The organism is Gemmatimonadota bacterium, assembly GCA_016713785.1.
GTDB lineage: Bacteria > Gemmatimonadota > Gemmatimonadetes > Gemmatimonadales > GWC2-71-9 > JADJOM01.
In genome coordinates this window covers 585,883-610,688 of the sequence record JADJOM010000001.1, presented here as the reverse complement: position 1 = coordinate 610,688, position 24,806 = coordinate 585,883, and the positions used below count along the sequence as shown (strand labels likewise).

The window sequence follows — 24,806 nt, the reverse complement described above, 5'->3', positions numbered from 1 at the left end:
GCTCCCCCGGGTCCCGTAGCTTGAGCGCTCTATGTTCTCCGCCTACGAGAGCTACGGCAGCGGGGCCTGGGAGCCCGAACAGGAGCACACCGGCACCACGCTGGAGCAGCCCCTGCCCGTGGCCGTCACCCCCGGCTTCGCGGGAAAGGTCGCCGTGGTCACCGGCGGGGCCACCGGCCTGGGCCGCTGCATTGCCATGGAATTCGCGCGGCAGCGCTGCAAGGTGGCCTTCTGCTATGTGGAGCTCCCCGGCCGCGACGTCACCGAGCAGGCGCTGCTCACCGAGACCGCCTGCACCGCGATGGGCGCCGAGGTGTACGCCGCCCGCTGCGACGTCCGCGACCGCGGCTCGGTGGAGCGCTTCCTGGCCGACACGGTGCACCGCTTCGGCACGGTGCACTTCCTGGTCAATAACGCCGGGATCGCGATGGACGGCGCCCTCTGGCGCATGACCGACGAGGCGTGGCACGAGGTCCTCGACACCAACGTGACCGGTGCCTTCAACTGCATCCGCACCGTCTCGCCCATCTTCCGCAAGCAGCACTACGGCAAGATCGTGAGCGTCTCCGCCCACCAGGCCGGGCGTCCCGGCTTCGGAGTGGCCAACTACGCCGCCAGCAAGGCCGCGCTCGAGGGCCTGACCCGGGCCGCCGCGGTGGAGCTCGGCCCGGCCAACATCAACGTCAATGCCGTGGCCCCCGGCTTCATCCGCACCGAGCGCATGTCCATGCTCCCCCGCGAGGTCATCGAGCGGGCCCAGAAGCACAGCGTCCTCGGCCGGGTGGCCGAGCCCGAGGACGTGGCCCACGTCATCGCCTTCCTCTGCTCGGACGAGGCGCGCCACATCACCGGCCAGACATTGGTGGTGGACGGGGGCCTCTCCCTCGAGTAGCGCCCTACCGCCCTACCCCCCTTCCGCCTGACCGCCTGACCGCCTTCCCGCCCGTTCCCCGATCCCCATCGCCGGTTTACAATTCCCCCCGTGCCAAGCCGTCCGTTCCGGTTCTCCCCGCTCGTCGCCCTCGCGCTGCTGACCCTCGCCTGCGGGGGGACGCCCGCGCCCGCCGCGCCGTCGCCTGCGTCCCAGCATCCGACGGAGCCGGTGCGGCCCTTCGCGGCCGCGATCTTCGCCGGTCAGTCCATCGCCGTGCTGCCCCAGACCATGGTGCTGGCCGGGGACACCCTGGGCCGGGTGCCGCCGCTCGGCGACCGGGCCACCGCGCTCGCGTGGGCCGATTCGCTGGTCGGCGCCGAGCTGCTGGCCCGCGGTCCCGAGGTGAAGTGGGTGCTGCCGGCCGAGCTGCGCCGGGTGGCCCACCGGGCGCCCGCCGTGGCCCCCGACCCCGACCGCATGGGGCAGTCCCTGCTCCGGGCGCGCCAGCTGGAGGACGTCCCCGACCCGCTGCGCGGCCAGCTCCGCACCCTGATGGCGCTGCTGGGCGGCCGGTTTGCGCTGGTGCCCGCCGCGATCCAGTTCCTCCCCGAGTCCACCGGCACCATGCGGGCGGAGGTCTCGATGGTGCTGGCCGATGCCCGGACGGGGAAGGTGGTCTGGCGCACGGTCACCTGGGGCACCGGGGCCACGCCCGCCGAGGCCCTCACGCGCGCCATGCAACTCGTGCTTCCCGCTGGCCTGGATATCCGATGACATTCAACGTGACGCTCATCCCCGGCGACGGCATCGGCCCCGAGATCACGGCGGAGACCGTGAAGGTGCTCGAGGCCACCGGCCTCACCTTTGACTGGGACGAGCAGCTGGCCGGCGTGGCCGCCGTGGACGCCACCGGCACCCCGCTGCCCGATTCCACCATCGAGAGCATCCGGCACCGCAAGCTGGCGCTCAAGGGACCGCTCACCACCCCGGTGGGCACCGGCTTCCGGTCCGTCAACGTCCAGCTCCGCAAGGAATTCGAGCTGTTCGCCAACCTGCGCCCCGCCCGCTCGTTCATTCCCGGCGGGCGGTTCAGCGACGTGGATATCGTCCTGGTGCGGGAGAACCTCGAGGGGCTCTACGTCGGGGTGGAGCACTTCATCGCCATCGGCGGCGACCCCCGCGCGGTGGGCGAGTCCACGGCGATCGTCACCCGCGCCGGCTGCGAGCGGATCATCCGCTACGCCTTCGAGTACGCCCTGCGCCACGACCGCCGCAAGGTCACGATCGTCCACAAGGCGAACATCCTCAAGATGGTGAGCGGGCTGTTCCTCGAGGTGGGCAAGCGGATCGCCAAGGAGTACGAGGGCCGGGTGCAGTCCAACGACATGATCGTGGACAACTGCGCCATGCAGCTGGTGATGAAGCCGGAGCAGTTCGACGTCATGGTCACCACCAACATGTTCGGCGACATCCTGAGCGACGAGGTCTCCGGGCTGGTCGGCGGCCTGGGCCTGGCGCCCGGCGCCAACATCGGCACCCACGCCTCGATCTTCGAGGCGGTGCACGGCAGCGCCCCGGACATCGCCGGGAAGGGGATTGCCAACCCCGCCGCCCAGATGCTCGCCGCCGCCATGATGCTGGACCACCTGGGCGAGGTGGACCGCGCCAACCGGATGCGCGCCGCCATCGAGAAGACCATCGTCGAGGACAACATCCGCACCCGCGACCTGGGTGGCAGCGCCTCCACCCGGGAGTTCGGGGATGCGGTCGCCAAGCGGGTGGGCTGAGGTCCCCTGCGCCCGGTGCGGCGCGCGGGTGGCCGGCCTGGGGTGGGGCGAGCTGTGCCGGGAGTGCCGGGCCGAGCGGGCCCGCCGTGCAAACCGCCTGGCCAGTCGCATCTCCCTGCCGGCAACCCTGTTCGTCGGATGGTATGTCGCCTACCGCATGCCCCCGTTCCCCCAGGCCAGGATCTACGGGATCATCGCCGTGCTGGTGACCTACCTCCTGGTGCGGAAGGTCGTGCACCGGGTTGCCCTGGAACTGCTGCCCAGGTGACTACCCAACTCTGGAGTGCACGATGATCTCCCGCCCGCGCGACGGCTCGGCCGCCCAGCGCCTGCCCGCCGCCGCCGCCACCCTGATCGCGGTGACCCTCATGGCCAGCTCCCGGCTCGCGGCCCAGGCGCCGACCAGCCTCACCCTCTACAACGATGGCCGTGCCCTGGTGCGCTGGACCGTCCCGGTCGAGATCCTCAAGGGCCAGTCGCGCCAGCTCGCCGTCACCGGCGCCGCCGAGCCCGGGTCCATCTTCTCCACCGACCCCGAGATCACCGTCCTGAGCGGCGCCTACGACGGCGGCGTGAACGAGGGCGACGTGCTGCGCCGCGCCATCGGCCGCCGCCTCACCTTCCGGATCGGCAAGGACACCGTCGGTGCCACCGTGCTGGGCGTCAACCCCGAGCGCTACAAGCTGGCCGACGGCACCGTCACCTTCGCCGCCCCCGGCATCCCGCAGTATCCCGCCGACCTCGTCACGGTGGATCCCCGCTACGAGCTGCTGGTGCATGCCGCCCGCGCCCGGCGCGGCCTCCCGCTGGCCTACTTCACCAACGGCGCCGGCTGGAGCACCAGCTACCAGGTCATCCTCGGCCCCGGCGGCACCGCTCGCGTCATGGGGCAGGCGGTGGTCGACCCCGGGCCGCTGCGCTTCCCGGAGGCGGAGATCCAGCTGCTGGCAGGGCAGGTGAGCGTGGCCGCCCCGGCCGAGCGGCGGATGCGCGAGGAGGCCGTGATGGTGGCCCGCAGCGCCCCCGCGATGGACAAGATGGGCCCCTCGGAGCAGAAGGTGGGGGAATTCCACCTCTACACCCTTCCCGGGACCTGGGCCCTCGAGCCGGGCATCGTCCGCACCATCGGGTTGTTCGAGCCGGCGGAGGCCAAGGTGGTCCGCAGCTTCGAGCTGCGCGGCCGGATTCCGTACTGGGGCGGCCTGGCCCAGTACGGCGAGGAAGAGGAAACGCCGATCTCCGTCTACTACACCGTGCAGCGCGCCCGCAAGACCGACCTCGGCGACCGGCCGCTCCCCGCCGGCCTGGTGCGTCTCTTCGAGCCCGATAGCGCCGCCCGGCTGCAGCTGATCGGCGAGGCCATGATCGATCACAGCCCCGCCGGCGAGGACCTGCGGCTCAACGCCGGCACCGCCTTCGACCTCACCGCCAAGCGGGTGCAGACCACCTACAACACCCGGCGCGACAGCATCCCCCAGGGCGGCGGCTGGCGCTACACCGCCACCGCCGACTACCGCACCACCATCGAGAACGCCGGCGACGCCCCCGTCACCGTGGACGTGCTCGAGGAGCGCGGGGGCGAGTGGACCATCCTGGCCAGCAGCATCAAGGGCGAGAAGCTGTCTTCCACCCGCACCCGCTTCCGGGTGCCGGTGCCCGCCCGGGGCAAGGCCACCCTCACCTACCGGGTCCGGGTCGTCTGGTGACCGACGTCGTCATCGCGCACCTCTCGGATATCCACTTCGGGGTCCGCTGCGACATGGTCCAGCTGGCGGACCTCGAGGCCTTCCTTCCCAGTCTGCAGCCCACGGTCATCGTGGTCTCCGGCGACGTGGCGCAGCGGGCGCGCCACGGCGAGTTCCAGGGTGCCCGCCGCTACCTCGACGTCCTCGGCCGCGCCGCGCCCTGGCACCTCATCCCCGGCAACCACGACGTGCAATGGTGGCGCAGCCCCCTCGGCGTGCTGGGCCAGCGGGTCAAGTACGGCAAGTGGCGGCGGTACTTCGGCGAGGACCTCACCCCGGTGCTCGAGCTCGACCAGGTGGTGGTGGCCGGCCTGCTCTCCGCCAACGGCTTCTCCTGGGGCTCCCTCACCTACAACCCCAACGACACCACCGTGAAGGGGCACCTCCCCGCGGCGGAGGTGGCGCGGGTCCGCGCCCGGCTGGCGCAGGTGGCGCCGCACAAGGTCCGGGTGGCGGTGCTGCACCACAACGTGCTGCCCGGGGTGGTCTCGCGCCGCTGGGGCCTGGCGCGGCCCCACGCCGCGCAGCGCGCGCTGCTCACCCTCGACGCCGACCTGGTGCTCTGCGGCCACGACCACACCGAGGGGGCGGGGCAGCTCGACGGCCGCCTGGTGGTGAGCACCGCCGGGACCCACTCCGTCCGGACCCGCGGCGGGCGGCCATCGGCCTTCAACCTGATCCGTGTCACGCCGGACCAGGTGGCCATCGAGCACTACGTCTACGCCCGCGAGGCGCACACCTTCCGCCGCGGCGACGTCTCGCTCTTCTCCCGCTATCGCCGTGCAGCTGGCGCTGTGGGCTGAGCCGGCCGCGCTCCCGGCGCCGGCCCGCCGCCTGCCGGGGCCCCGAGCCGTCCCGCCGCGGCCGCCGGTCCCCGCCACCCCCGCCGACACCCTGCATGCCCGCCTCACGGCACTTGGGCTCCCGCCGGTGCCTCGCTTCGAGGTGCACCAGAACCAGCAGCTCATGCTCTCCTGGCTGCCGGGCCGCCGGCTCCGCATCCACGAGGGCTACGCCAGCGCCCCGGACGACGTGCTTCGCGCCATCGTGACCTTTCTGGCGCCCGGCGTGCGGCGGGCGGCGCGCCTCGCGGCGCGGCGGCTCTTCCTGGCCTTCCCGGTGGAGTCGCACGTCCCCGTGCGGCCGGCGCGCCCACCCCGCGTCCGCGCCGCCGACCGCCCGGTCCTCGCGCGGATCACCGCGCTGGTGGCGGAGCTCAACACCGAGCACTTCGACGGGGCGCTGCCCCCGCTGCCGATCCGGCTCTCCTCGCGCATGCGGCGCCGGCTCGGGGAGCTGCGGCTGGAGCGGACCAGCGGCCGGGCGGTGCATATCGGCCTCAACCGGCGCCACGTGCTGCATGACCCGTGGCCCGAGGTGCGCGACACCGTGCTGCACGAGCTGGTGCACCAGTGGCAGGCCGAGACCGGCCGCCCGGTGGACCACGGGGCCGAGTTCCGCCGCAAGGCCCGCGAGGTCGGGATCCAGCCCCGGGCGGTGCGGACGGACTGAGAACCGCCGGGAAGCGGGAAGAGGGAAGCGGGAAGCGGCGCTGAGGTTACATTCGGGGCGCAACCCGTTTCCCGTTTCCCGTTTCCCGTTTCCCGTTTCCCGCCCCAGGCCTATGCCCAACTTCTCCGGCGTCGACTTCTACGACATCAGCGGCCTCCTGACGGAGGAGGAGCGCGCCGTCCGGGACACCGTGCGGCAGTGGGTGGACGACCGGCTGATGCCCATTATCGGCGACTGCTACGTCGAGGGGCGCTTCCCGAAGGAGCTCATCCCCGGGATGGCGGAGCTCGGCATGCTGGGCGCCAACCTCCCCGAGGCCTACGGCTGCGCCGGGCTCAACAGCGTGGCGTACGGCCTGATCATGCAGGAGCTGGAGCGGGGCGACAGCGGGATCCGGTCGTTCGCGTCGGTGCAGGGGGCGCTGGTGATGTACCCCATCTACGCCTTCGGCTCCGAGGAGCAGAAGCGGCGCTGGCTCCCCGCGCTGGCCGCCGGCACCGCCATCGGCTGCTTCGGGCTGACCGAGCCCGACTTCGGCTCCAACCCGGCGGGGATGATCACGACCGCGCGCCAGACCGCCGATGGTTGGGTGCTCAACGGCGCCAAGATGTGGATCACCAACGGCTCGCAGGCCACCGTGGCGGTGGTGTGGGCCAAGACCGGCGACCTCGCCGACGCGAAGTCGGTGCGCGGGTTCCTCGTCCCCACCGACACCCGGGGCTTCTCCGCCCGTGACCAGAAGGGCAAGCTCTCGCTCCGCGCCTCCGACACCAGCGAGCTGGTGCTGGAGGACGTGCACCTCCCGAGGGAGGCGCTGCTGCCCGGCTCGGGCGGGCTCAAGAGCCCGCTCATGTGCCTCACCCAGGCCCGCTACGGCATCGCGTGGGGCGCCATCGGCGCGGCGATGGCCTGCTACGACGAGGCCCTCTCCTATGCCCGGCAGCGGGTGATGTTCGGGCGGCCGATCGCGCAGACCCAGATCCAGCAGGTGCGGCTGGCCGACATGCTCACCGGGATCACCACGGCGCAGCTGCTGGCGCTCCAGCTGGGCCGGCTCAAGGACCGGGGCACCATGACCCCCCAGCAGGTGTCCCTCGCCAAGCGGAACAACGTGGACATGGCCTGCGAGTGCGCCCGGGAGGCCCGCCGCCTGCTGGGCGCCAACGGCATCCTGGCCGAATATCACTCCATGCGCCACCTGGCCAACCTGGAGTCGGTCTATACCTATGAGGGCACGCACGATATGCACTCCCTCATCCTCGGTGAGACGGTGACCGGCCTCGCTGCGTTCTAGTGAATGTGACGGCGGGTGTGGCCGGTTTCGGCACCCCGCCCTAGCTTGGACGCAGGCCCTGGCCCCGGACGGACCCCCTGACCGACGAACCCATCCCCCTCCCGCTCCTCATCGCGGGGCGTTACGCCGTCGAGCGCGAGCTTGGCCGCGGGGGCATGGCCACCGTCTACCTGGCCCGGGATGAGCAGCACTTCCGTCAGGTGGCGCTCAAGGCGTTCCGGCTGGAGTCCGACGCCGGCGACGGCGCCGACCGGTTTCTTCAGGAGATCAAGGTGGTGGCGCGGCTGGCCCACCCCAACATCCTCCCGCTGCACGATTCGGGGCAGATCGACGGCTTCCTCTACTACGTGATGCCCTTCGTGCCGGGGGAGAGCCTCCGGCAGCGGCTGGAACGGGAGGGGGCCCTGCCGATCGCCGATGCCCTGGCCATCGCGGGCCAGGTGGCCTCCGCCCTCGCGTACGCGCACAGTCACGACGTCATCCACCGCGACATCAAGCCCGACAACATCCTCTTCCTCGCCGGCCAGGCGGTGGTCGCCGACTTCGGCATCGCCCGCGCCATCAGCGCCGGCGGCTGGAAGCGGAAGGACCTCCTGGAGGAACGGGTCGGGACGCCGGCCTACATGAGCCCGGAGCAGGCCAGCGGCGGCTCCCGCGCGGTGGACCATCGCAGCGACCTCTACAGCCTCGGCTGCGTGCTGTACGAGATGCTCACCGGCGAGCCGCCCTTCCGCGGCACCACGCCCGAGGACCTGGTGGTCCAGCACCTCGAGGCCGAGCCGGCGCCGGTCGAGACCCGCCGCGCCACCGTGCCCCCGGAGCTCCGGCGGCTGGTGGGGCGCGCCCTCTCCAAGAATCCCGCGGACCGCTACGCCACCGCGCATCAGTTCGCCGAGGCCATCGCGCGGGTGCAGCAGGGGGAGGCCGCCGCCGCCACGCCCGCCGAGCCCCTGCCGGTCCGGCGCGCCGCGATCCCGTGGCGCTGGCTGCTCCCCGCGGCCGCCATCGCGGCGGTGGTGTACGCCGCGTTCGTCACCGCCGCCACGCGGCGCGGGCTGGGGGCGGGCGCCACCGATCCCGGGCACCTGGCCGTGGCGCCGTTCGTCCACCACGAGGGGGCCGCGCCGCTGCTGCTCACCGGGGAGCAGTGCGCCCGCCTGCTGCGCGAGGCGCTGACCCGCTGGGACGACGTCTCGGTGGTGGATTCCCGCTGGTTCGACGACCGGATCGCCCGGCTGCCCGCGCCCGCGGAACTCGACGAGTTGCTGCGGCTGGCCCGCGAGGCCCGGGCCGGCCGGCTGCTCTCCGGCGAGGTCTGGCCCTTCCGCGACTCCGTCCGCATCCGCGGCGTGCTGTACGAGACCGGCCGGGGCGCGCGCGTGCTCCGCGAGCGGACGGTCACGGTGTCCGCCTCGCTCGAGGATCTCGAGGCCCGCTTCACCGAGCTGGCCGACTCGCTGCTGCTGCCCCGGCCTCAGGCCGCCGCCGCCGCCGGTGGCGTGCTCGGCACCCGGCTCATCGCGGCCTGGCAGGCCTACGATTCCGCCCACGCGGCGCTCGCGCGGTGGGACCTGCCGGCGGCGGCCACCGGCTTCACCGAGGCGCTGGACCGCGACCCGGGGTACGGCCTCGCGCACCTCTGGCTGGCGCAGACCCAGAACTGGCTGGGGCGCTCCCCCGACACCTGGAGAGACCACGCGCTCGCCGGCCTCGGCGCGCGGCCGGCCCTCCCGCCGCCGGAGCGTGAGTGGGCCCTGGCGCTCGCCGCCCTGGCCGAGCAGCACTACCCCGAGGCCTGCGATCGCTACGAGGCGATGATCCGCCGTGACTCCCTCGACTATCGGGGCTGGTACGGGCGGGCGGAGTGCCGCTCCCGCGACCCGATCGTCCTGGCCGATGCGGCGAGTCCCTCCGGCTGGCGCTTCCGCTCCAGCTACCAGGCGGCGATCAACGACTATCACCACGCGATGCTCCTCGTGCCCTCGGCGCACCAGGCCTTCCGGGGCGCCGCGTTCGCCCGCCTGACGCGCGTCTACTACGCCGAGACCAACATCTACCGGCGCGGCTCCCGCGCCGATCCCGCCGCGTCCGAGTTCGCGGCCTTCCCGGTGCTGTCGGGCGACACCCTGGCCTTCGTGCCGTGGCCGCAGGACCAGATCGGCAGCGGCGCCACGGCGGCCCGTGGCGGCGCCGCGGTCGACGCCATCGTCCGCAACCGCCGTCGCCTCACCCAGCTCACCGGCGAGTGGGTCCGCGCCTTCCCCGGCAGCGTCCCCGCGCTCGAGGCCAGCGCGCTCGCCCTCGAGCTCTCGGGGGAGTTCGGCGCCACCGGCGGGGCCGGTGATTCCGCGGTGCTGCGCATCCGCGACGCCGCCCGGCGTGCCACCGATCACGGCGACCGGGTGCGCCTGGCCAGCACGGCGCTCCGGCTGCTGGTCAAGCGGGAGCGCTTCACCGAGGCCGCCGCCCTGGCCGACTCCCTGCTCACCGCCACGCCCGATCCCACCACCGAGGAGGCTCCCTACCTCGCCGCCGCCGCCGCGCTGACCGGCCGTGCCAGCCTCGCCGCGGCGCTGGCGCGCCGCGCCGCGCCGGACGAGGTGATCTGGAGCCCCGAGGGGGCGGTGCTCCCGGTGCCCCTGCCGCTGCGCGAGACCGCGCTGGCGCTCGAGGCCTTTGCCGCGGTGGGCGCCCCGGCCGACTCGCTGGACGCCCTCCTTCAGGTCGCTCTCCGGCAACTCTCCGGCTACCTTGCCGGGGCGCGCCGCGAGGCGGCGGATGCCGCCCTCCTCGATCGCACCCGGGTGCTGCTCTTTCCGGACGATCGCTCCCGCCCGACCCCGCGCACCCGGAAGAGCGTGGACTACCTGGTGCTGCTGCACGAGGCCGTGCGGAGCCACCGGCCCGCGGAGGCCCGCGCCATGATGGCCCGCGTCGCCGAGCAGCGCCGCGACCGCCCCTTCGGGCGGGTGGCCGTCGAGGGGGCCATTGCCGAGGCGCTCGCGGAGCTGGGCATGGGAGATACCACCGCGGCGGTGGCACGGCTCGACGGATACCTCGACGGGCTCGGCGGGGCCGGGATCGACCTGACCGAACGCACCGTGGCCGCCGGCTCCCTGGTGCGCCTGCTGGCCCTGCGGGCCCGCCTGGCCGACGCCCAGGGCGACCGGCCGATGGCCCGCCGGCGCGCCGGCGATGTCCTGGCCCTCTGGGGCCGGGCCGACCCCGGGCTGGCGCCGGTGCTCGCCGAGATGCGGGCCCTTCGCGCCCGGCCGTCATGAACCTGCAGGACAACCACAGGAGACCCGGTGTCGCGCCTCATCCCCCGGACGCACGGACTGCTGCTGCTGGCCGCCCTCCTCGCCGGCGGCTGCCGCCTCGAGCGCACGCCACCCCCGGCTGAGACCCTCCCCGAGCCGCCCGTCCCGGTGGGGCTCGAGCCCGACGGCGGCCTCAACCGCAATCGCGTGATCGAGGCCGGCCGCGCCGGGCGCTACGACGTGAATCCCGGCAGCTCCCACCGCGCCATCATCGACGGCATCGCCGACCTGACCCTCGAGCCGCTGGAGGGGGCCTACCGCACCCCCAAGGAGTCCTTCGACAAGGGCGTGGTGGTGGCGCGCCTGGTCAACAACGGCGATTCGGCGCTCGCCCGGCTCGGCATCCAGCCGCGGTCCACCACCTTCTGGTTCGTCTACCGGAAGGATGGCGCATTCTTCTCCGCCTTCATCCCGGATGTGCCCACCGGCAAGTTTGATGTCCTCGACGTCCGGACCATCGGGCATCCCCCGACCCGCCCCTGGCGGCAGTCGGTGTCCCAGTGGCAGCTCCCGGGCGTGCTGGGCGAGAAGGTCGGCATGGGGGCCCTCGGCACGGTCCTTCGGACCGGCACCCTGCCCTGGGTCACCTGCGCGACCGATCTGTGCTGCAAGCCGGAGCCGCCGACCCGCTAGCCCCGCGAGGCGGGAGGTGGACCACCACCCCCCGCCGACTCGGCCCCGGTGTGACGTTTTCCGGCCTGCGGCGTATTATCTCTTCGTGATCCCCCCGCTCCCCGAGACCAGGCCGTCCGTCCGTGCCCCCGCCCCCGAGGCGGAGGGCCCATGGCCCAGGCGTGGTACGAGGCCTATGGCCGGGCCGTCTACAGCTACCTCCGGTTCCACCTCCCCAGCGCCGACGCCGCGGAGGACGTGACCTCGGAGACCTTCCTCAAGGTCTTCCAGGCCGCCGACCGCTACGACCCCGCGCTGGGCGAGCCCCGGACCTGGATCTTCCGGATCGCCCAGAACACCCTCCGCGATCACCTCCGCCGGGCCCGGGTGCGTCGCCACGTCTCCATCGCCACCATGCGCGATCTGGCCTGCTCGGCCCCCTCCCCGGAGGAGCGTCTGCTCTGGGAGGAGCAGGTGGCCCAGCTGCTCGGCGCGATGGCTGGACTCCCCGACCGCGACCGCGAGATCATCGGCCTGCGCTACGGCAGCGGGCTCGACAGCGCTGCCGTGGCCGAGGTGCTCGGCATCAAGGAGGCGGCGGTGCGCACCCGGCTGTGGCGGGCCCTGGCCCGCCTGCGGGGGCTGCTCGATGTCGAGGGGGGCGAGCCATGAGCCAGCCGCCGGAGGATCTCCGCGACCTCGACCGGCTGCTCCGGGGGGTCCGGTTCGAGCCCCGTGCCTCGCTCGGCCCCGAGATCGCCGGCCGATGGCGCCAGGGCGAGCGGCCGGGGCGCGGCACGCCGCACGTGCGGCGCTGGATCGGCATCGCCGCCGCGGTGGCGATGGTGGGGCTCGGACTCTTCATCTTCTGGCTGGCGGCCCTCCAGCCGCTCCGGGCCTACGCCGTCGACCACTGCTGCCAGGACCTCGACGGCGGGGGTGACGCCGATGACGGCCTGATGGTGGTCGCCCGGCGCGGCACCGAGGTACGGCGGCTGGCCATCTACGAGGACCGCGATGGCAGCCGCACCTTCACGCCCGGCGATGCCATCCGCTTTGACCGCACCGGGCGGCCGGTGGTCACCGCGCCGCTCCTGCCGGGCATCATCACCACCGAATTCTGCTGCCTGGACTACGACGGCGGCGGGCCCAGCGACGATGCCCTCGTGGTCATGGGCCTCCCCCCCGACCGGATCAGCATGGCCGCGATCTACGAGCGTGATGCTCTCGGGGAGTTGCGCTAGCGCGACCGATCCTCCATCGCCGCTCCGGCGCGCTCGCTTCCATTTCCCGTTTCCCTCACCCCGGTCCCATGCCCCTGCTCCGTCTGACCAGCGCCACGCTGGCCGTGGCTCTCGCCCTGCCGCTCGCGGCCCAGCAGCCCGACACCACCCGGCGTGACACCACCGCCGCGGTCGTGCTCAAGCCGATCGAGGTCGTCGGCTCGATCCTGGCCCCGACCGGCCCCAAGGTCGGGTCCGGGGTGCCGGCCCGCACCACGATCATCACCCGCGACCAGATCGAGGCCAGCGAGCCCCGGCTGCTCACCGACCTGCTGGTGAACCAGGCCGGCATCTCGAGCTATGACGATCTCGGCGCGAGCTACAAGCTCTCGCTCAGCTCCCGGGGCTTCTACGCCTCGCCGATCGTCGGCCTGCCGCAGGGCATCTCCATCTTCCTCGACGGGGTACGGCAGAACGAGCCCGACGCCGCCCAGGTGAACTTCGACCTGCTCCCGATGGAGCACGTGACCCGGGTGGAGCTGCTCTCCGGCACCGCCTCGCTGCTGGGCCGCAACTCGCTCGGGGGCGCCATCAACCTGGTGACCAACTCCGGCGGCGGCCCCACCCGCGGCGAGCTCGAGGTCTCCGGCGGCAACTACAAGACCTTCGGCGCCGATGGCTCGATCGCCGGCGGGTTCGGCGGCGGCAAGTGGAGCTACTACGCCGGCGGTGGCTACGACCGCGAGGATGGCTGGCGCCAGCTCACCGGCGCGGAGCAGTACAACGGCCTCTTCAACCTGGGCCGCCTCACCGAGACCTGGGGCATCCGCCTCCAGGGCACTGCGGCCAAGTCCCGCGCGGAGACGGCCGGGTCCCTGCCGCAGAGCGTCTTCAAGACCCGCCCGGATTCCAACCTGAGCTCCGGGGACTTCGAGGACCTCAACAACCTGCAGCTCGCGGTGAGCGGCTACCGCCGGTCGGAGCGGGGCCAGTTCTCCGCGACCACGTTCGTGCGGCGGCACCGGGCCGAGCGGTTCAACGTCAACCAGGAAGACGATCCCGACAACCTCGGCAAGTCGCGCAACCTGATGCTCGGCGGCTCGGCGGACTACCGCTGGCAGGCCACCGACCGGCTCGGCGTGCGCGTGGGCGCCGAGGGCTCGTCCAGCCGCACCGAGGTGGAGCTGTTCGCCGACTCCACCAAGTTCAGCGGACCCACGGTGCAGACCACCTTCGTGAAGAGCCCCACCTGGGACCTCGCGGGCTACCTGCTGGCCGACCTCACCGTGGGCCGCGCCACCTTCTCGGTCGGCGGCCGCTACGACTACGTACGGATCCCCTTCGAGAACCAGCTCGATCCCGCCCGCGACACCACCAGTTCCTACAGCCGGCTGAGCCCCAAGGCGGGCGTCAGCGTGGATGCCGGCCGCGGGTTCTCCCTGTACGGCTCGTTCGGTGCGGCGTTCCGTGCCCCGGCCGTCATCGAGCTGGCCTGTGCCGACGAGGCCGAGCCGTGCCCGCTGCCGTTCGCCCTGGGGGACGACCCGCCCATCAAGCCGGTGCGCGCCACGACCGTCGAGGTCGGGGGCCGTCTGGTGGTCGGGCAGGCGGTGTTCAGCGCCGCGGCCTACCACACCGACGTGAAGGATGACGTGTTCCTCTTCGCGTCCGACTCCTCGCCCAGCGGCTCCACTATCGAGGGCTACTTCGACAATATCGACAAGACCCGGCGCCAGGGCGTGGAGCTCTCGGCCCAGTTCTTCCTGAATGGCGGCCACACGCTGTACGCCAACTACGGCTACACCAAGGCCACCTTCCAGAGCGAGGCCGAGATCTTCAGCATCCGCGAGGACTTCGGCGGCGAGAACGAGGTGGTGGCCGGTGACGAGCTGCCGCTGGTGCCCAATCACCAGGTGAAGTTCGGCGGCGCGTTCCAGCTGCCCCGCGGGTTCTTCGTCGGCGCCGACGGCCGCTACACCGGCACCCAGTGGATGCGCGGCGACGAGGCCAACGAGGAGCCCAAGCTCGACGGCTACTTCGTGGCCGACGCCCGGCTCGGCTGGCGCGGCAAGGGCTGGGAAGTCGTGGCAGTGGGGAACAACATCTTCCAGAACAAGTACGCGACCTTCGGCACCTTCAACGTGAACCAGGGGGCGGGGGACGTGCTGGAACGCTTCCTGACTCCGGGGTTCCGCCGCGTCGTCCGCCTCGTAGTCCGGCGCAGCTTCGGGGGCGGCGACGACTGAGGGGAGTGTTTGAAAGTTTGTGTATGAGCCATATCCTAGGGAGGGAGGAGGGGATATGGCACGGAAGAAGCGCCCGGCCGCGGACCCGCAGGAGGCTGCGGCCCTGGAGACCCTGCTGGCCCAGGTGCAGACGCCGGAGCAGCTCGAGGCGGTGTTCCGGCGGCTGAAACAGCGGATGGTCGAGCGGGTGCTGCAGGCGGAGCTGACTGAGCACCTGGGGTACGCCCCGGGGGCCGGCCGCGGGCCCGACGGCAATGCCCGGAACGGGACCACGCCCAAGACGGTGCTGACCGACGAGGGGGCGCTGCCGCTGGCGATCCCGCGGGACCGGGAGGGGAGCTTCACGCCGGCCTTCGTGCCCAAGGGGGTGCGCCGGCTGCCGGGCTTCGACCAGAAGGTCCTGTCGCTCTACGCCCGGGGCCTGACGGTGCGGGAGCTGCAGGCGCACCTGGAGGAGTGCTACCAGGTGGAGGTGTCGCCGGCGGTGATCACGGCGGTGACCGACGCGGTGCTGGCCGAGGCGGCGGCGTGGCAGCAGCGGCCGCTGGAGCCGGTGTACATCGCCGTCGTGCTCGACGGGCTCCGCGTGAAGATCCGGACCGAGGGGCTGGTGCAGCAGCAGGTGATCTACCTGGCGCTGGGCATCCGGCCGAGCGGCGAGAAGGAGGTGCTGGGTTTCTGGCTCGCGGCGGCGGAGGGGCGGCCTTCTGGCAGCGGGTGCTGAGCGACCTGCAGGGGCGCGGGGTGCAGGACATCCTGATCGCGCTGGTGGATGGGCTGCCCGGCTTTCCGGACGCCATCCACGCGGTCTTTCCCCAGACGGTGGTGCACCAGTGCGTGGTGCACCTGGTGCGGCAGAGCCTGGCGCAGGTGAACTGGCGGGAGCGGAAGGCGGTGGCGAGCGCCCTGCGGGGATCTACCAGGCGCCAGGCGAGGCGGCCGCGCAGCAGGCCCTCGCCGACTGGGCCGCGAGTCCCCTGGGCCAAGCACATTCGGAGATCACGGCGCTGTGGCAGCGGCACTGGGAGCGGCTGGCCCCGGCGCTGGCGTACCCGGTGCCGGTCCGGCGGCTGCTCTACTCGACCAACGCGATCGAGAGCCTGCACCGGACGCTGCGGAAGAGCCTCAAGGTGCGGGGGCACTTCCCCTCCGCGGAGGCGGCGAGCAAACTGCTGTACCTGGCGCTGCGGAACGCGCAGGCGAAGCTCGGCACGCCGCAGCACTGGGTGGAGGCGCTGCGGCACATCCGGCTCCTCTTCGGGGACCGGGTCCCGGCATGGCAGTGAACCAGGCTCATACACAGAGAAACTGACACTCCCCGACTGAGGCACGTCCCGATGTCCTGACCTCCATCGGGCGGGCCAGTTCCACGCGGGGCAGGGAGCCACGGCTTCCTGCCCCGTGTGGCGTCCAGGACGCCCGGTCTCCCGCCTGTCCGGCCCGACCCCGTTGTCGGCCGGGTTGCAGTCATCGCCGGCGGACTTGTACTCGCTGCCAGCGGACCTGTTCGCATTGCCGGCGGACGTGTACTCACGTCCGGCGGATCCGGGACCACTGCCGCCCGACTTGTACTCACGTCCGGCGGACCCGGGACCAGTGCCGCCCGACTTGTACTCACGTCCGGCGGACCCGGGACCATTGCCGCCCGACTTGTACCCACGTCCGGCGGACCCGGGACCATTGCCGCCCGACTTGTACGCACGTCCGGCGGACCCGGGACCATTGCCGCCCGACTTGTACGCACGTCCGGCGGACCCGGGACCATTGCCGCCCGACTTGAACTCACGTCCGGCGGACCCGGGAGCATTGCCGCCCGACCCTGCGGCGTTGCCGGCCGATCCCGGAGCATTGCCGCCCGACCCTGCGGCGTTGCCGGCCGATCCCGGCGCACTGCCGTCCGACCCTGCGGCGTTGCCGGCCGATCCCGGACCATTGCTGCCCGACCCTGCGGCGTTGCCGCCAGTCACCGCCTCCCTCCCTTTTCCCTTTTCCCTCTTCCCTTTTCCCTCTTCCCGATTCCCTGCAGTTCTCGAGGTCGACAACTGTCCGCCCCGCCCCGACTTGGCTACCTTTTCGGCGGCCGGACGTCCCCGAATGACCCCCGAACGAGGTGTGCTGTGCGCATAGCGGTCTGCCTGAAGCGGGTGCCCGACACCACCAGCCGCATCGTGGTCGGCACCGACGGCAAGTCCATCGACGAGGCGGGCGTGAAGTTCGTCGTGAACCCCTACGACGAGTACGCCCTCGAGGAGGCGCTCAAGCAGAAGGAGGCGGCCGGGGCGGGCGAGGTCGTGGCGTACTGCCTGGGCAGCGACGCCGCGCAGGAGACCCTCCGCACCGCGCTCGCCATGGGGGTGGACCGGGCGGTGCTGCTGCAGTCGGCCGGGAGCGCCGACGGGCTGGAGGTGGCCCGCGCGCTGGCCGCCGAGCTCAAGGGCGCCGGCTACGACCTGGTGCTGTTCGGCAAGCTCGCGGTGGATGACTACAACCACCAGGTGGGCCCGATGGTGGCCGAGCTGCTGGAGCTCCCCTGCGTCACCTCCGTGGTGAAGCTCGCGGTGAGCGGTGGCGCGCTCGAGGCCGAGCGCGAGATCGAGGGCGGCGTGGAGGTGAGCACGGCCAGCCTCCCCGCGGTGCTCACCTGCGACAAGGGCCTCAACACCCCGCGGCTCCCCAGCCTCAAGGGGATCATGGCCGCCAAGAAGAAGCCGCTCGAGGTGAAGCCGGTGGCGCCGGCGGCCGGCGGCCTCACGCTGCTCGGCCTGACCCTGCCGCCCGACCGCAAGCCGGGCCAGATCGTCGGCGAGGGCGCCGACGCGGTGCCGGCCCTGGTGAAGCTCCTCCGTGACGAAGCGAAGGTGATCTGATGACCCGCATCCTCGCGGTGACCGAGCAGCGCGACGGCGCGCTGCGCAAGGTGTCCCTCGAAGTGGTCTCGGCCGCGCGGCGGCTGGCCGACGCCCTGGGCGGCACGGTGGACGCGCTGGTGATCGGCGGCGGCCCCGTGACCGGCACCGACGCGCTGGCGCGGGTGGGCGCCGACCAGGTGCTCAGCGCCACCCACGCCGACTTTGCGCTGTACCAGCCCGACGGCTACGCCGCCACGGTGGCGGCGGCGGCCGCGGGGGCCACGGTGGTGCTCTTCGCCTCGACCGCCACCGGGCGCGACCTCGCCCCGCGGGTGGCCGCCCGGCTCGGCGCCGCCCTGGCCACCGACGTCACCGCGCTCGAGGTGGAGGGCGGCAAGGTCGTCGCCACCAGGCCCATGTACGCCGGCAAGGTGCTGGCGCGGGTGCGGCTCGACGGCGCTACCGCCCTCGCCACCATCCGGCCCAACACCTTCGCCACCGCCGACGCGCCCAGGGCGGGCGCGGCGGGCACCGCCACGGTCCCGGCGTTCACCGCGCGGGTGAAGGTCACCGGGGTCAAGGCCCCCGCCTCCGCCGCCCTCGACGTGGCCGAGGCGCCGGTGGTGGTGAGCGGCGGTCGCGGGCTCAAGGAGCCGGAGCACTTCAAGCTGCTGGAGGAGCTGGCGGCCGCGCTCGGGAACGCGGCCGTCGGCGCCAGCCGCGCCGTCGTGGATGCCGGCTGGCGGGAGCATGGCGCGCAGGTGGGGCAGACCGGCAAGACGGTGAGTCCCAACCTCTACGTGGCCGTGGGCATCTCCGGCGCCATCCAGCACCTGGCCGGCATGCGCACCGCCAAGACCATCGTCGCCATCAACCGCGACAAGGACGCCCCGATCTTCAAGGTGGCCGACTACGGCATCGTGGGCGACCTGTTCGAGATCGTGCCCCGGCTCACCGCCGAGGTGAAGAAGCTCCGCGGCGAGGGATAACGCCGCTGGCCCCAGGGGCCGGCGGCGCGTACCTTGGCGTCGACCCCCTCGGAGCCCTCGTGACCGCACCCGCCACCCCCGCCGCCGCCCCCTCCCGGGGGCGGCTGCTCCAGATCCTCGGCGTGGCCTTCGGCCTCGCCGTCATCATCGGCAACACCATCGGCATCGGCATCCTCCGCACCCCGGGGGAGGTCGCCGCGCGCCTGCCGGAGCCGGCCTGGTTCCTCGGCGCCTGGCTGGTGGGCGGCCTCTACGCCCTGCTCGGCGCGCTCACCCTCGCCGAGCTCGGCGCCATGGTGCCCCGCTCGGGGGACAGTACGTCTTCGCCCGCCGCGCCCTCGGCGACTACGCCGGCTTCGTGATCGGCTGGAGCGACTGGATCTCCACCTGCGGCTCGATGGCCGTGGTGACCATCTCCATCGGCGACTACCTCGGCGTGCTGGTGCCCGGGCTCGCCCCGTACGCCGTGGCCGTGGCGGTCGGGGTGACCTTCCTCTTCGCCGGGATCCACGGCATGGGCATCCGCACCGGCGACCTCACCCAGCAGGTCACCAGCCTGCTCAAGGTGGTGCTGCTGGTGGGCCTCGCGGTGGCCTGCCTGCTCGCCGCGGCCCCGGCGCGCCCGGAAAGCGCGGCGGTGGTGCACGCCCTGCCCGGGCTCACCGCGGTGATCATCGCGTTGCAGGGGGTGATCTACACCTACGACGGCTGGAACGGGATGCTCTACTTCAGCGGCGAGGTGCGCGACCCGGGGCGGCAGATTCCCCGGGCCATGGCCGGGGGCGTGGTGCTGATCATCGTCATCTACCTGTTGCTCAACCTGGCCTACATGCGGGTGCTGCCGCTGGACCAGATGGCGGGACAGACGCTGGTGGCGGCCACGGCGGCGGGGGTGCTGTTCGGGCCGGCGGGGGAGGCGGCGGTGCGGGTGGTGCTCATCCTGTCGCTGCTCAGCGCCGCGAGCGCCATCCTGCTCATGGGGAGCCGGGTGCCCCACGCCATGAGCGAGGACGGCCTCTTCTGGGCCGGCGCGCGGCGGGTCAGCACCGGCGGCTCGCCCCTCGCCACGCTGCTCTTCACCGCCCTGATCACCACCGGGATGCTGGTCACCGGGACCTTCGACCAGGTGCTGGCGGTGACGGCGTTCTTCTTTGTGCTCAACTACCTGCTGTCGTTCACCTCGGTGATCGTGCTGCGCCGCCGCGAGCCCGACACCCCGCGCCCCTACCGCGCCCTGGGCCACCCCGTGGTCACCTGGCTGCTGGTGCTCGGCTCGGTGGGATTCCTGGCGGGCAACGTCATCGGCGACCCCGCCAACTCCCGCTGGGCCGTGGCGCTGCTGCTGGTGAGCTATCCGGTGTTCCGGCTGACGGTGCGGCGGTAGGGCGGCGACCGAGGGCCCTTCGGGAGCGACGCAGTCGCGACCCGGGCCCGAGGGAGTGGCGGTAGGGCGGTAGGGCGGTAAGGCGGTAGGCGGTAGGCGGTAAGGGCGGTACCGCCCTTACCGCCCCTACCGTTTCACCGTCCCCCCACCAGCCGCTGGATGCGGGCCACGCCCTCGGCCACCGACGCCTCCTCGGGGCCGAACGAGAGGCGGACGTACTGCCGGAACCGCGACGGCCGCCCGCTGCGCCGCTTGCCCGGGTTGATGTCGAAGAACTCCCCGGCACGCAGATCACCTTCTCCTTGACCGCCGCCTTGAAGAACGACATCCCGTCGTTGAGGCCGGCGGGCAGCGCGGAGACGTCGGCCCAGCAGTAGAAGGTGCCGTCGGGGTCGAGGTCGAGCCGCATCCCCGCCGCCTCGAGGCCCGACTTGAGGATCTGCTTCTTGCGCAGGAACGCCGAGCGGATGGCCGCGGTCTCGGCTCGCACCACGTCGGGGGCGAGCAGCGGCACCGCCGAGCGCTGCAGCGGCTTGCTGCCTCCGCCGTCGAGGAAGGAGCCGGTGCTGGAGACGGCGTCGATCACCGCGCGCGGCCCCACGATCCAGGTGCAGCGCCACCCCGGATAGCGCCAGTTCTTGGTGAGGCCGTCGAAGATCACGATCGGGTCGCGGTCCACGTCCTCGACGTAGCGCGCTGCCGAGACGATGGCGTCGTCGCCCGTGCCGGTCCAGACATAGTGGGAGTAGAACTCGTCCAGCAGCAGCGCGCAGGCCAGCTCCCGCGCCGTGGCCACCCAGCGCTCCAGCTCGCCGTCGCGGATCACCCGGCCGGTGGGGTTGTTGGGGTTGGAGAGCAGCACCGCGGAGAGGCCGCGGCCGGTGATCTCGCGGCGCAGGTCGTCCACCGAGAACTCGTACCCCCGGGCGCCGTCGAGCAGGATGGGGATCGAGCTGAACAGCTTGAAGATGTCGAGCAGCTCCTCGTACGCGGTGTAGTCGGGGAGGAAGTGCCCCAGGTTGATCTCGCCCAGCGCGGCCACCGCCCGGGTCAGCGAGGCCCGCCCCCCGCCGCAGATGCAGACGTTCTTCTCGGTGTACTGCGATGCCTTCCCCTGCCGGAACAGTTCGTTGTAGAGCGCCGCCACCGCCTGCCGCAGCTCGGGGATGCCGGGCACCGGGGCGTATTCCTGGTCGTCGAGGGCGATCTGCACCGACTCCACCCGCGGGGGCGCCCCCGGCAGCGGGCCGGTCTCCGGCATTCCCTGGCCCAGGTTGCACCACTCCGGGTGGCCGTAGCGGTAGCCGTGGCGCGCCGCCTCGGCCATGACGTAGATGACGCCCGTGAACGGGACGGGGCGGAACCCCGGGATCTGCGGTGCCTGCATGGCCTGGCCGGAATGAGGTGCGGGAGCGATCGAGTGCTGGATTATAGCGGGATGCGGTAGGGCAGCAGCTTGGGCACCCGCCGGCGATAGGCGTCGTATCCCGGGTAGCGGACCACCAGTTTCCGCTCCTCCGCGGCCGCCTTCCGGTCGAAGTATCCCCACGCCACCACCAGGGCCAGCAGGCCGGCGGTCCAGCCGGTCAGGAGCCAGCACACCCCCGCCAGGGCCAGGATCACCCCGGTGTAGATCGGGTGGCGGACCCAGCGGTAAGCGCCGGCCTCGATCATCGCGCCATCGGCCACGGGGGTGGTGGCCGGAGTCAGGTTCCGGCCCAGCGCCGCGGCGCCGGCGGCCGCGAAGCCCAGCCCGGCGGCCAAGGGGAACAGTCCGGGCCACCGGGGGCCGCCGGGGTGCAGCAGCCAGCCCGCCGGGCCCCCCGGCGGGGTCTGGCCGGCCAGCCAGGGCAGCCCCCCGCACAGCAGGGCCGCCAGCGTGAACTGCCCCCAGACCCACGGGTCCCGGAACGCCCCGTCCAGCCTCACGGGACCCCCCTCTGGATCACCTCGCCACCGGCCGATAGCACCTTATATTCCCCCACCCTTCCGGTACCCTCAGAGGAACGGCTACCCGTGACCCCGATTCTGCCCCGCCGGCACCAGCGCGGCCTCCCCCTCGACCAGCTCATCCGGACCGCCCCCCCCAGCGCCGAGGCGCTGGAGATGGACGTGGTCTTCGTGGGGGCTGGGCCCGCCGGGCTGGCCGGCGCCATCGAGCTGGCTGGCCTGGTGCAGCGCGAGCAGGCCACCGGCTCCGGCTTCCCCGACGTGAATATCGCCGTCCTGGAGAAGGCCGGGAGCCTGGGCGAGCACAGCCTGAGCGGGGCCGTGATCAACCCGGTGGCGCTCCGGGAGCTGTTCCCCGACAAGCCCGACAGCGAGTTCCCCTTCCGCCAGGCGGTCAGCGGCGAGGCGGTGTATTTCCTGACTGAGGGCGGCTCGCTCAAGATCCCCACCCCGCCCACCATGCACAACCAGGGATTCTACACCGCCTCCCTGTGCGAGGTGGTGCGCTGGCTTGGGGAGCAGGCCGAGGCGCTGGGGGTGAACATCCTCCCCGGCTTCCCGGCCGACGCGCTGCTGGTGAGCGGCACCGCCGTCACCGGCGTGCGCACCACGCCCAGCGGCCTCACCCGTGACGGCCAGCCCGGCGAGGGCTACCAGGAGCCCACCGACGTCACCGCGAAGATCACCGTGCTCACCGAGGGGACCCGCGGCACGCTGGGCCAGGCGTGGCGCGAGTGGCAGCAGGTGCGCTCCGACAACCCGCAGATCTTCGCGCTGGGCGTCAAGGAGGTCTGGAAGGTCCGCCGTCCGCTCGACCGGGTGATCCACACCCTGGGCTGGCCGCTGCCGAGCACCGCCTTCGGCGGCACCTTCCTGTACCCGCTCGGCCCCGAGATGGTCTCGCTCTGCATCGTGGTGGGGCTCGACTACCGCGAGGCCGCGCTCGACGTGCACCAGCTGCTGCAGCGGCTCAAGCGGCACCCGCTCATCCGGCCCGTGCTCGAGGGCGGCGAGCTGCTCGAGTGGGGCGCCAAGACCATCCCCGAGGGCGGCTACTACGCGCTCCCCTCGCGCCGCTCCGGCGACGGCCTCCTCATGGCCGGCGACACGGTGGGCTTCGTGGACGTCCCCTCGCTCAAGGGGGTGCACTACGCCATCCAGTCGGGGATCTACGCGGCGCGCGCGGCGTTCCAGGCGCTCAAGGCGGGCGACACCTCCGCCGCGCAGCTCGCCGGGTACGACCGGATGGTGAACGAGAGCTACATCGTGGGCGACATGCACCGCACCCGGAACATGCGGCTGGCGTTCAAGGATGGCCTGGTCCGCGGCGGGATCAAGGCGGGGCTCATGACGCTCACCGGCGGGGCCTTCCCCGGTGGCCGCATCGCCATGCACGAGGACGCCGAGCGTCCCCGTGAGCTCGAGCCGCCGAGCCGCCGGGCCGTCGAGCCGTCGCCCGATGGCATCCTCACCTTCAGCAAGCTCGACGCTGTCTTCAAGGCCGGCAATGCCACCCGCGACACCGTCCCCTCGCACCTGCTGGTGGGGCCGGACATCTCGCCCGAGGTGGCGGAGTTCTACGCCCATCTCTGCCCCGCCGGCGTCTATGAGCGGGTGGGCGACGAACTCCGGGTCAACGCCCCCAACTGTGTGGACTGCAAGGCCACCGACGTCCTGGGTCCGCGCTGGACCCCGCGCGAGGGCGGGTCCGGCCCCAAGTACCGGTTGATGTGACGTGACCCAGGGCTACCTCCACTCCCGACGCCGGTCCCGCGCCATCAGCATCCCCGAAGTGGTGCCGGTGGAGCCGGAGCTGCCGCTGTGGCGGCGGGTGGTACAGCCCCCCGACCCGCTGCAGATGGACGCCGGGGCGGAGGGGGAGCTGCTGGTGGCCCGGGTGCGCACGGTCCTCATCCTGCTGCTGCTCCCCATCCCGATCATCAACCTGGCGCTCGATCCCGCCAACCGCATGGCGGGGCTGGTGGGACTCGCGGCGGGGCTGGTGGGATTCGGGCTCGCGGTCGGCGCCCAGCTGCTGCTCCGCGGCGACTTCTACCGCCCCTGGCTCGGCCTGGCCACCAGCCTGCTCGACGTGAGCTGCGTCAGCATGGCGCTGGCGGCGTTCCTGACGGTGGGGCAGCCGCTCACCACGGTGAACAGCCGGCTGCTCTTCGAGGTGTACTTCGTGGCCGTCGGCGCCACCGCGCTCCGCTACGACACCCGCATCTGCCTGGCCGCGGGCGGGCTGGCCATGACGCAGTACCTCGCGCTGGTGCTCACCGCCCACTACCGCTTCGACCTCGCCGACCCCGCCCTCGACCAGTACGGCTACGGCGCCTTCGACTGGGCCACCCAGGTGTCGCGCCTGGTGCTGCTCGGCGTGGCCACGCTGCTCGCGGTGGCCATCGTGCTCCGGAGCCAGCGGCTGCGGGGCCAGTCGCGCATCGACCGGCTCACCGGGCTCCCCAACCGGAGCTACTTCGACGAGCGGGTCACCGCGGAACTGTCCCGGGCCCGCCGCTACGGCGAGCCGGTGGCGCTGCTGATGCTCGACGTGGACCACTTCAAGCACTTCAACGACACCCACGGGCACGCCGCCGGCGACGTGGCGCTCCAGGTGGTGGCCGGGGCGCTGCAGCGTGACAGCCGGGTCAGCGACGTGGTGGTACGCTACGGCGGCGAGGAGTTCGTGGCGCTCTTCCCCGGGATGCACCCCGACGCCGCCATGGAGCGGGCCGAGGCCATCCGGAAGATGGTCGACAGCCTGGCCATCGCGCTGCCGCGCCGCAGCGGGCTCGGGCACGTCACCATCAGCATCGGGGTGGCCGCCTACGGCTACGACGGCACCCGTGCGGAAGACCTGCTCGACCGGGCGGATGCCCGGCTCTTCGAGGCCAAGGAGGCCGGTCGCAACCGGGTGATCGGGCCGCCGCCGGCCGCCGCCCTGTTCGTACTCACCGGCCGGCCGTCAGGGGAGCAGGAGTCAGCCTCCTAATACGTTGCCAAGCAACAGCTTGGGAA

Annotated in this window: 19 protein-coding genes and 2 pseudogenes; 19 read left to right on the top strand and 2 right to left on the bottom strand. The window is 72.6% G+C overall.

Features of this window, described 5'->3' with window-relative positions:
- Positions 1–31 precede the first annotated feature (31 nt).
- The 17 genes and pseudogenes from IPJ95_02695 to IPJ95_02615 all read left to right on the top strand — a co-directional run bounded on the left by IPJ95_02695 (position 32) and on the right by IPJ95_02615 (position 19,835).
- The gene (locus IPJ95_02695; protein ID MBK7922522.1) at positions 32–892 is read left to right on the top strand and encodes an SDR family oxidoreductase; all 861 of its coding nucleotides are present in this window, start codon (positions 32–34) and stop codon (positions 890–892) included.
- A gap of 90 nt (positions 893–982) precedes the next feature.
- Positions 983–1,648, top strand: a complete 666-nt coding sequence (locus IPJ95_02690) for a hypothetical protein (GenBank protein MBK7922521.1) — start codon at positions 983–985, stop codon at positions 1,646–1,648.
- Positions 1,645–2,661, top strand: a complete 1,017-nt coding sequence (locus tag IPJ95_02685) for an isocitrate/isopropylmalate dehydrogenase family protein (GenBank protein MBK7922520.1) — start codon at positions 1,645–1,647, stop codon at positions 2,659–2,661. Before IPJ95_02690 ends, IPJ95_02685 begins: the two co-directional genes overlap by 4 nt.
- Before the next feature lie 28 nt (positions 2,662–2,689).
- The gene (locus tag IPJ95_02680) at positions 2,690–2,929 is read left to right on the top strand and encodes a hypothetical protein (protein MBK7922519.1); all 240 of its coding nucleotides are present in this window, start codon (positions 2,690–2,692) and stop codon (positions 2,927–2,929) included.
- A 22-nt stretch (positions 2,930–2,951) separates the two neighbouring features.
- Positions 2,952–4,367 (top strand): hypothetical protein, encoded by a 1,416-nt coding sequence (locus IPJ95_02675; protein MBK7922518.1) that lies wholly within the window; start codon positions 2,952–2,954, stop codon positions 4,365–4,367.
- Positions 4,364–5,209: a metallophosphoesterase gene (locus IPJ95_02670; GenBank protein MBK7922517.1), complete on the top strand. Its 846-nt coding sequence runs from the start codon at positions 4,364–4,366 to the stop codon at positions 5,207–5,209. Before IPJ95_02675 ends, IPJ95_02670 begins: the two co-directional genes overlap by 4 nt.
- The gene (locus IPJ95_02665; protein ID MBK7922516.1) at positions 5,187–5,918 is read left to right on the top strand and encodes a SprT-like domain-containing protein; all 732 of its coding nucleotides are present in this window, start codon (positions 5,187–5,189) and stop codon (positions 5,916–5,918) included. Before IPJ95_02670 ends, IPJ95_02665 begins: the two co-directional genes overlap by 23 nt.
- A gap of 112 nt (positions 5,919–6,030) precedes the next feature.
- A complete protein-coding gene (locus IPJ95_02660) occupies positions 6,031–7,212 on the top strand; it encodes an acyl-CoA dehydrogenase family protein (GenBank protein MBK7922515.1) in 1,182 nt (393 codons plus the stop codon).
- 155 nt (positions 7,213–7,367) lie between these two features.
- Complete coding sequence (locus IPJ95_02655) at positions 7,368–10,493, top strand: serine/threonine protein kinase (GenBank protein ID MBK7922514.1); 3,126 nt, start codon at positions 7,368–7,370, stop codon at positions 10,491–10,493.
- Positions 10,494–10,520: 27 nt separating this feature from the next.
- The gene (locus IPJ95_02650) at positions 10,521–11,165 is read left to right on the top strand and encodes a hypothetical protein (GenBank protein MBK7922513.1); all 645 of its coding nucleotides are present in this window, start codon (positions 10,521–10,523) and stop codon (positions 11,163–11,165) included.
- A 150-nt stretch (positions 11,166–11,315) separates the two neighbouring features.
- On the top strand, positions 11,316–11,816 hold the full coding sequence (locus IPJ95_02645) for a sigma-70 family RNA polymerase sigma factor (protein MBK7922512.1): 501 nt from the start codon (positions 11,316–11,318) through the stop codon (positions 11,814–11,816).
- Positions 11,813–12,388, top strand: coding sequence for a hypothetical protein (locus IPJ95_02640; protein ID MBK7922511.1), 576 nt, complete (start codon positions 11,813–11,815; stop codon positions 12,386–12,388). Before IPJ95_02645 ends, IPJ95_02640 begins: the two co-directional genes overlap by 4 nt.
- A gap of 68 nt (positions 12,389–12,456) precedes the next feature.
- Positions 12,457–14,613, top strand: a complete 2,157-nt coding sequence (locus IPJ95_02635; protein MBK7922510.1) for a TonB-dependent receptor — start codon at positions 12,457–12,459, stop codon at positions 14,611–14,613.
- Between the two features lie 55 nt (positions 14,614–14,668).
- Positions 14,669–15,899, top strand: a pseudogene (locus IPJ95_02630) (IS256 family transposase).
- A gap of 831 nt (positions 15,900–16,730) precedes the next feature.
- Complete coding sequence (locus IPJ95_02625; protein MBK7922509.1) at positions 16,731–17,480, top strand: electron transfer flavoprotein subunit beta/FixA family protein; 750 nt, start codon at positions 16,731–16,733, stop codon at positions 17,478–17,480.
- Positions 17,480–18,451, top strand: a complete 972-nt coding sequence (locus IPJ95_02620) for an electron transfer flavoprotein subunit alpha/FixB family protein (protein ID MBK7922508.1) — start codon at positions 17,480–17,482, stop codon at positions 18,449–18,451. The genes IPJ95_02625 and IPJ95_02620 overlap by 1 nt, the downstream gene beginning before the upstream one ends.
- Before the next feature lie 217 nt (positions 18,452–18,668).
- Positions 18,669–19,835 carry an APC family permease gene (locus IPJ95_02615; GenBank protein ID MBK7922507.1) on the top strand — a complete coding sequence of 389 codons (1,167 nt, stop codon included), beginning with the start codon at positions 18,669–18,671 and terminating at the stop codon, positions 19,833–19,835.
- Between the two features lie 134 nt (positions 19,836–19,969).
- On the opposite strand, the pseudogene IPJ95_02610 reads toward IPJ95_02615, so the two are convergent.
- Together IPJ95_02610 and IPJ95_02605 are read right to left on the bottom strand one after the other, a co-directional pair.
- Positions 19,970–21,222 (bottom strand): annotated as a pseudogene (locus IPJ95_02610) (pyridoxal phosphate-dependent aminotransferase).
- 41 nt (positions 21,223–21,263) lie between these two features.
- Positions 21,264–21,764 carry an isoprenylcysteine carboxylmethyltransferase family protein gene (locus IPJ95_02605; protein MBK7922506.1) on the bottom strand — a complete coding sequence of 167 codons (501 nt, stop codon included), beginning with the start codon at positions 21,762–21,764 and terminating at the stop codon, positions 21,264–21,266.
- Between the two features lie 87 nt (positions 21,765–21,851).
- Between IPJ95_02605 and IPJ95_02600 the strand changes: the two genes are divergently transcribed.
- A complete protein-coding gene (locus tag IPJ95_02600) occupies positions 21,852–23,519 on the top strand; it encodes a 4Fe-4S dicluster domain-containing protein (GenBank protein ID MBK7922505.1) in 1,668 nt (555 codons plus the stop codon).
- Position 23,520: 1 nt separating this feature from the next.
- Positions 23,521–24,780 (top strand): diguanylate cyclase, encoded by a 1,260-nt coding sequence (locus IPJ95_02595; protein ID MBK7922504.1) that lies wholly within the window; start codon positions 23,521–23,523, stop codon positions 24,778–24,780.
- Positions 24,781–24,806 lie beyond the last annotated feature (26 nt).

Excerpts from the sequence above, each read along its gene's own strand:
- IPJ95_02635 (MBK7922510.1), top strand. The coding sequence starts at position 12,457 with ATGCCCCTGCTCCGTCTGACCAGCGCCACGCTGGCCGTGGCTCTCGCC.
- IPJ95_02660 (MBK7922515.1), top strand. The coding sequence starts at position 6,031 with ATGCCCAACTTCTCCGGCGTCGACTTCTACGACATCAGCGGCCTCCTG.
- IPJ95_02685 (MBK7922520.1), top strand. The coding sequence starts at position 1,645 with ATGACATTCAACGTGACGCTCATCCCCGGCGACGGCATCGGCCCCGAG.
- IPJ95_02645 (MBK7922512.1), top strand. The coding sequence starts at position 11,316 with ATGGCCCAGGCGTGGTACGAGGCCTATGGCCGGGCCGTCTACAGCTAC.
- IPJ95_02620 (MBK7922508.1), top strand. The coding sequence starts at position 17,480 with ATGACCCGCATCCTCGCGGTGACCGAGCAGCGCGACGGCGCGCTGCGC.
- IPJ95_02695 (MBK7922522.1), top strand. The coding sequence starts at position 32 with ATGTTCTCCGCCTACGAGAGCTACGGCAGCGGGGCCTGGGAGCCCGAA.
- IPJ95_02675 (MBK7922518.1), top strand. The coding sequence starts at position 2,952 with ATGATCTCCCGCCCGCGCGACGGCTCGGCCGCCCAGCGCCTGCCCGCC.
- IPJ95_02640 (MBK7922511.1), top strand. The coding sequence starts at position 11,813 with ATGAGCCAGCCGCCGGAGGATCTCCGCGACCTCGACCGGCTGCTCCGG.
- IPJ95_02655 (MBK7922514.1), top strand. The coding sequence starts at position 7,368 with ATGGCCACCGTCTACCTGGCCCGGGATGAGCAGCACTTCCGTCAGGTG.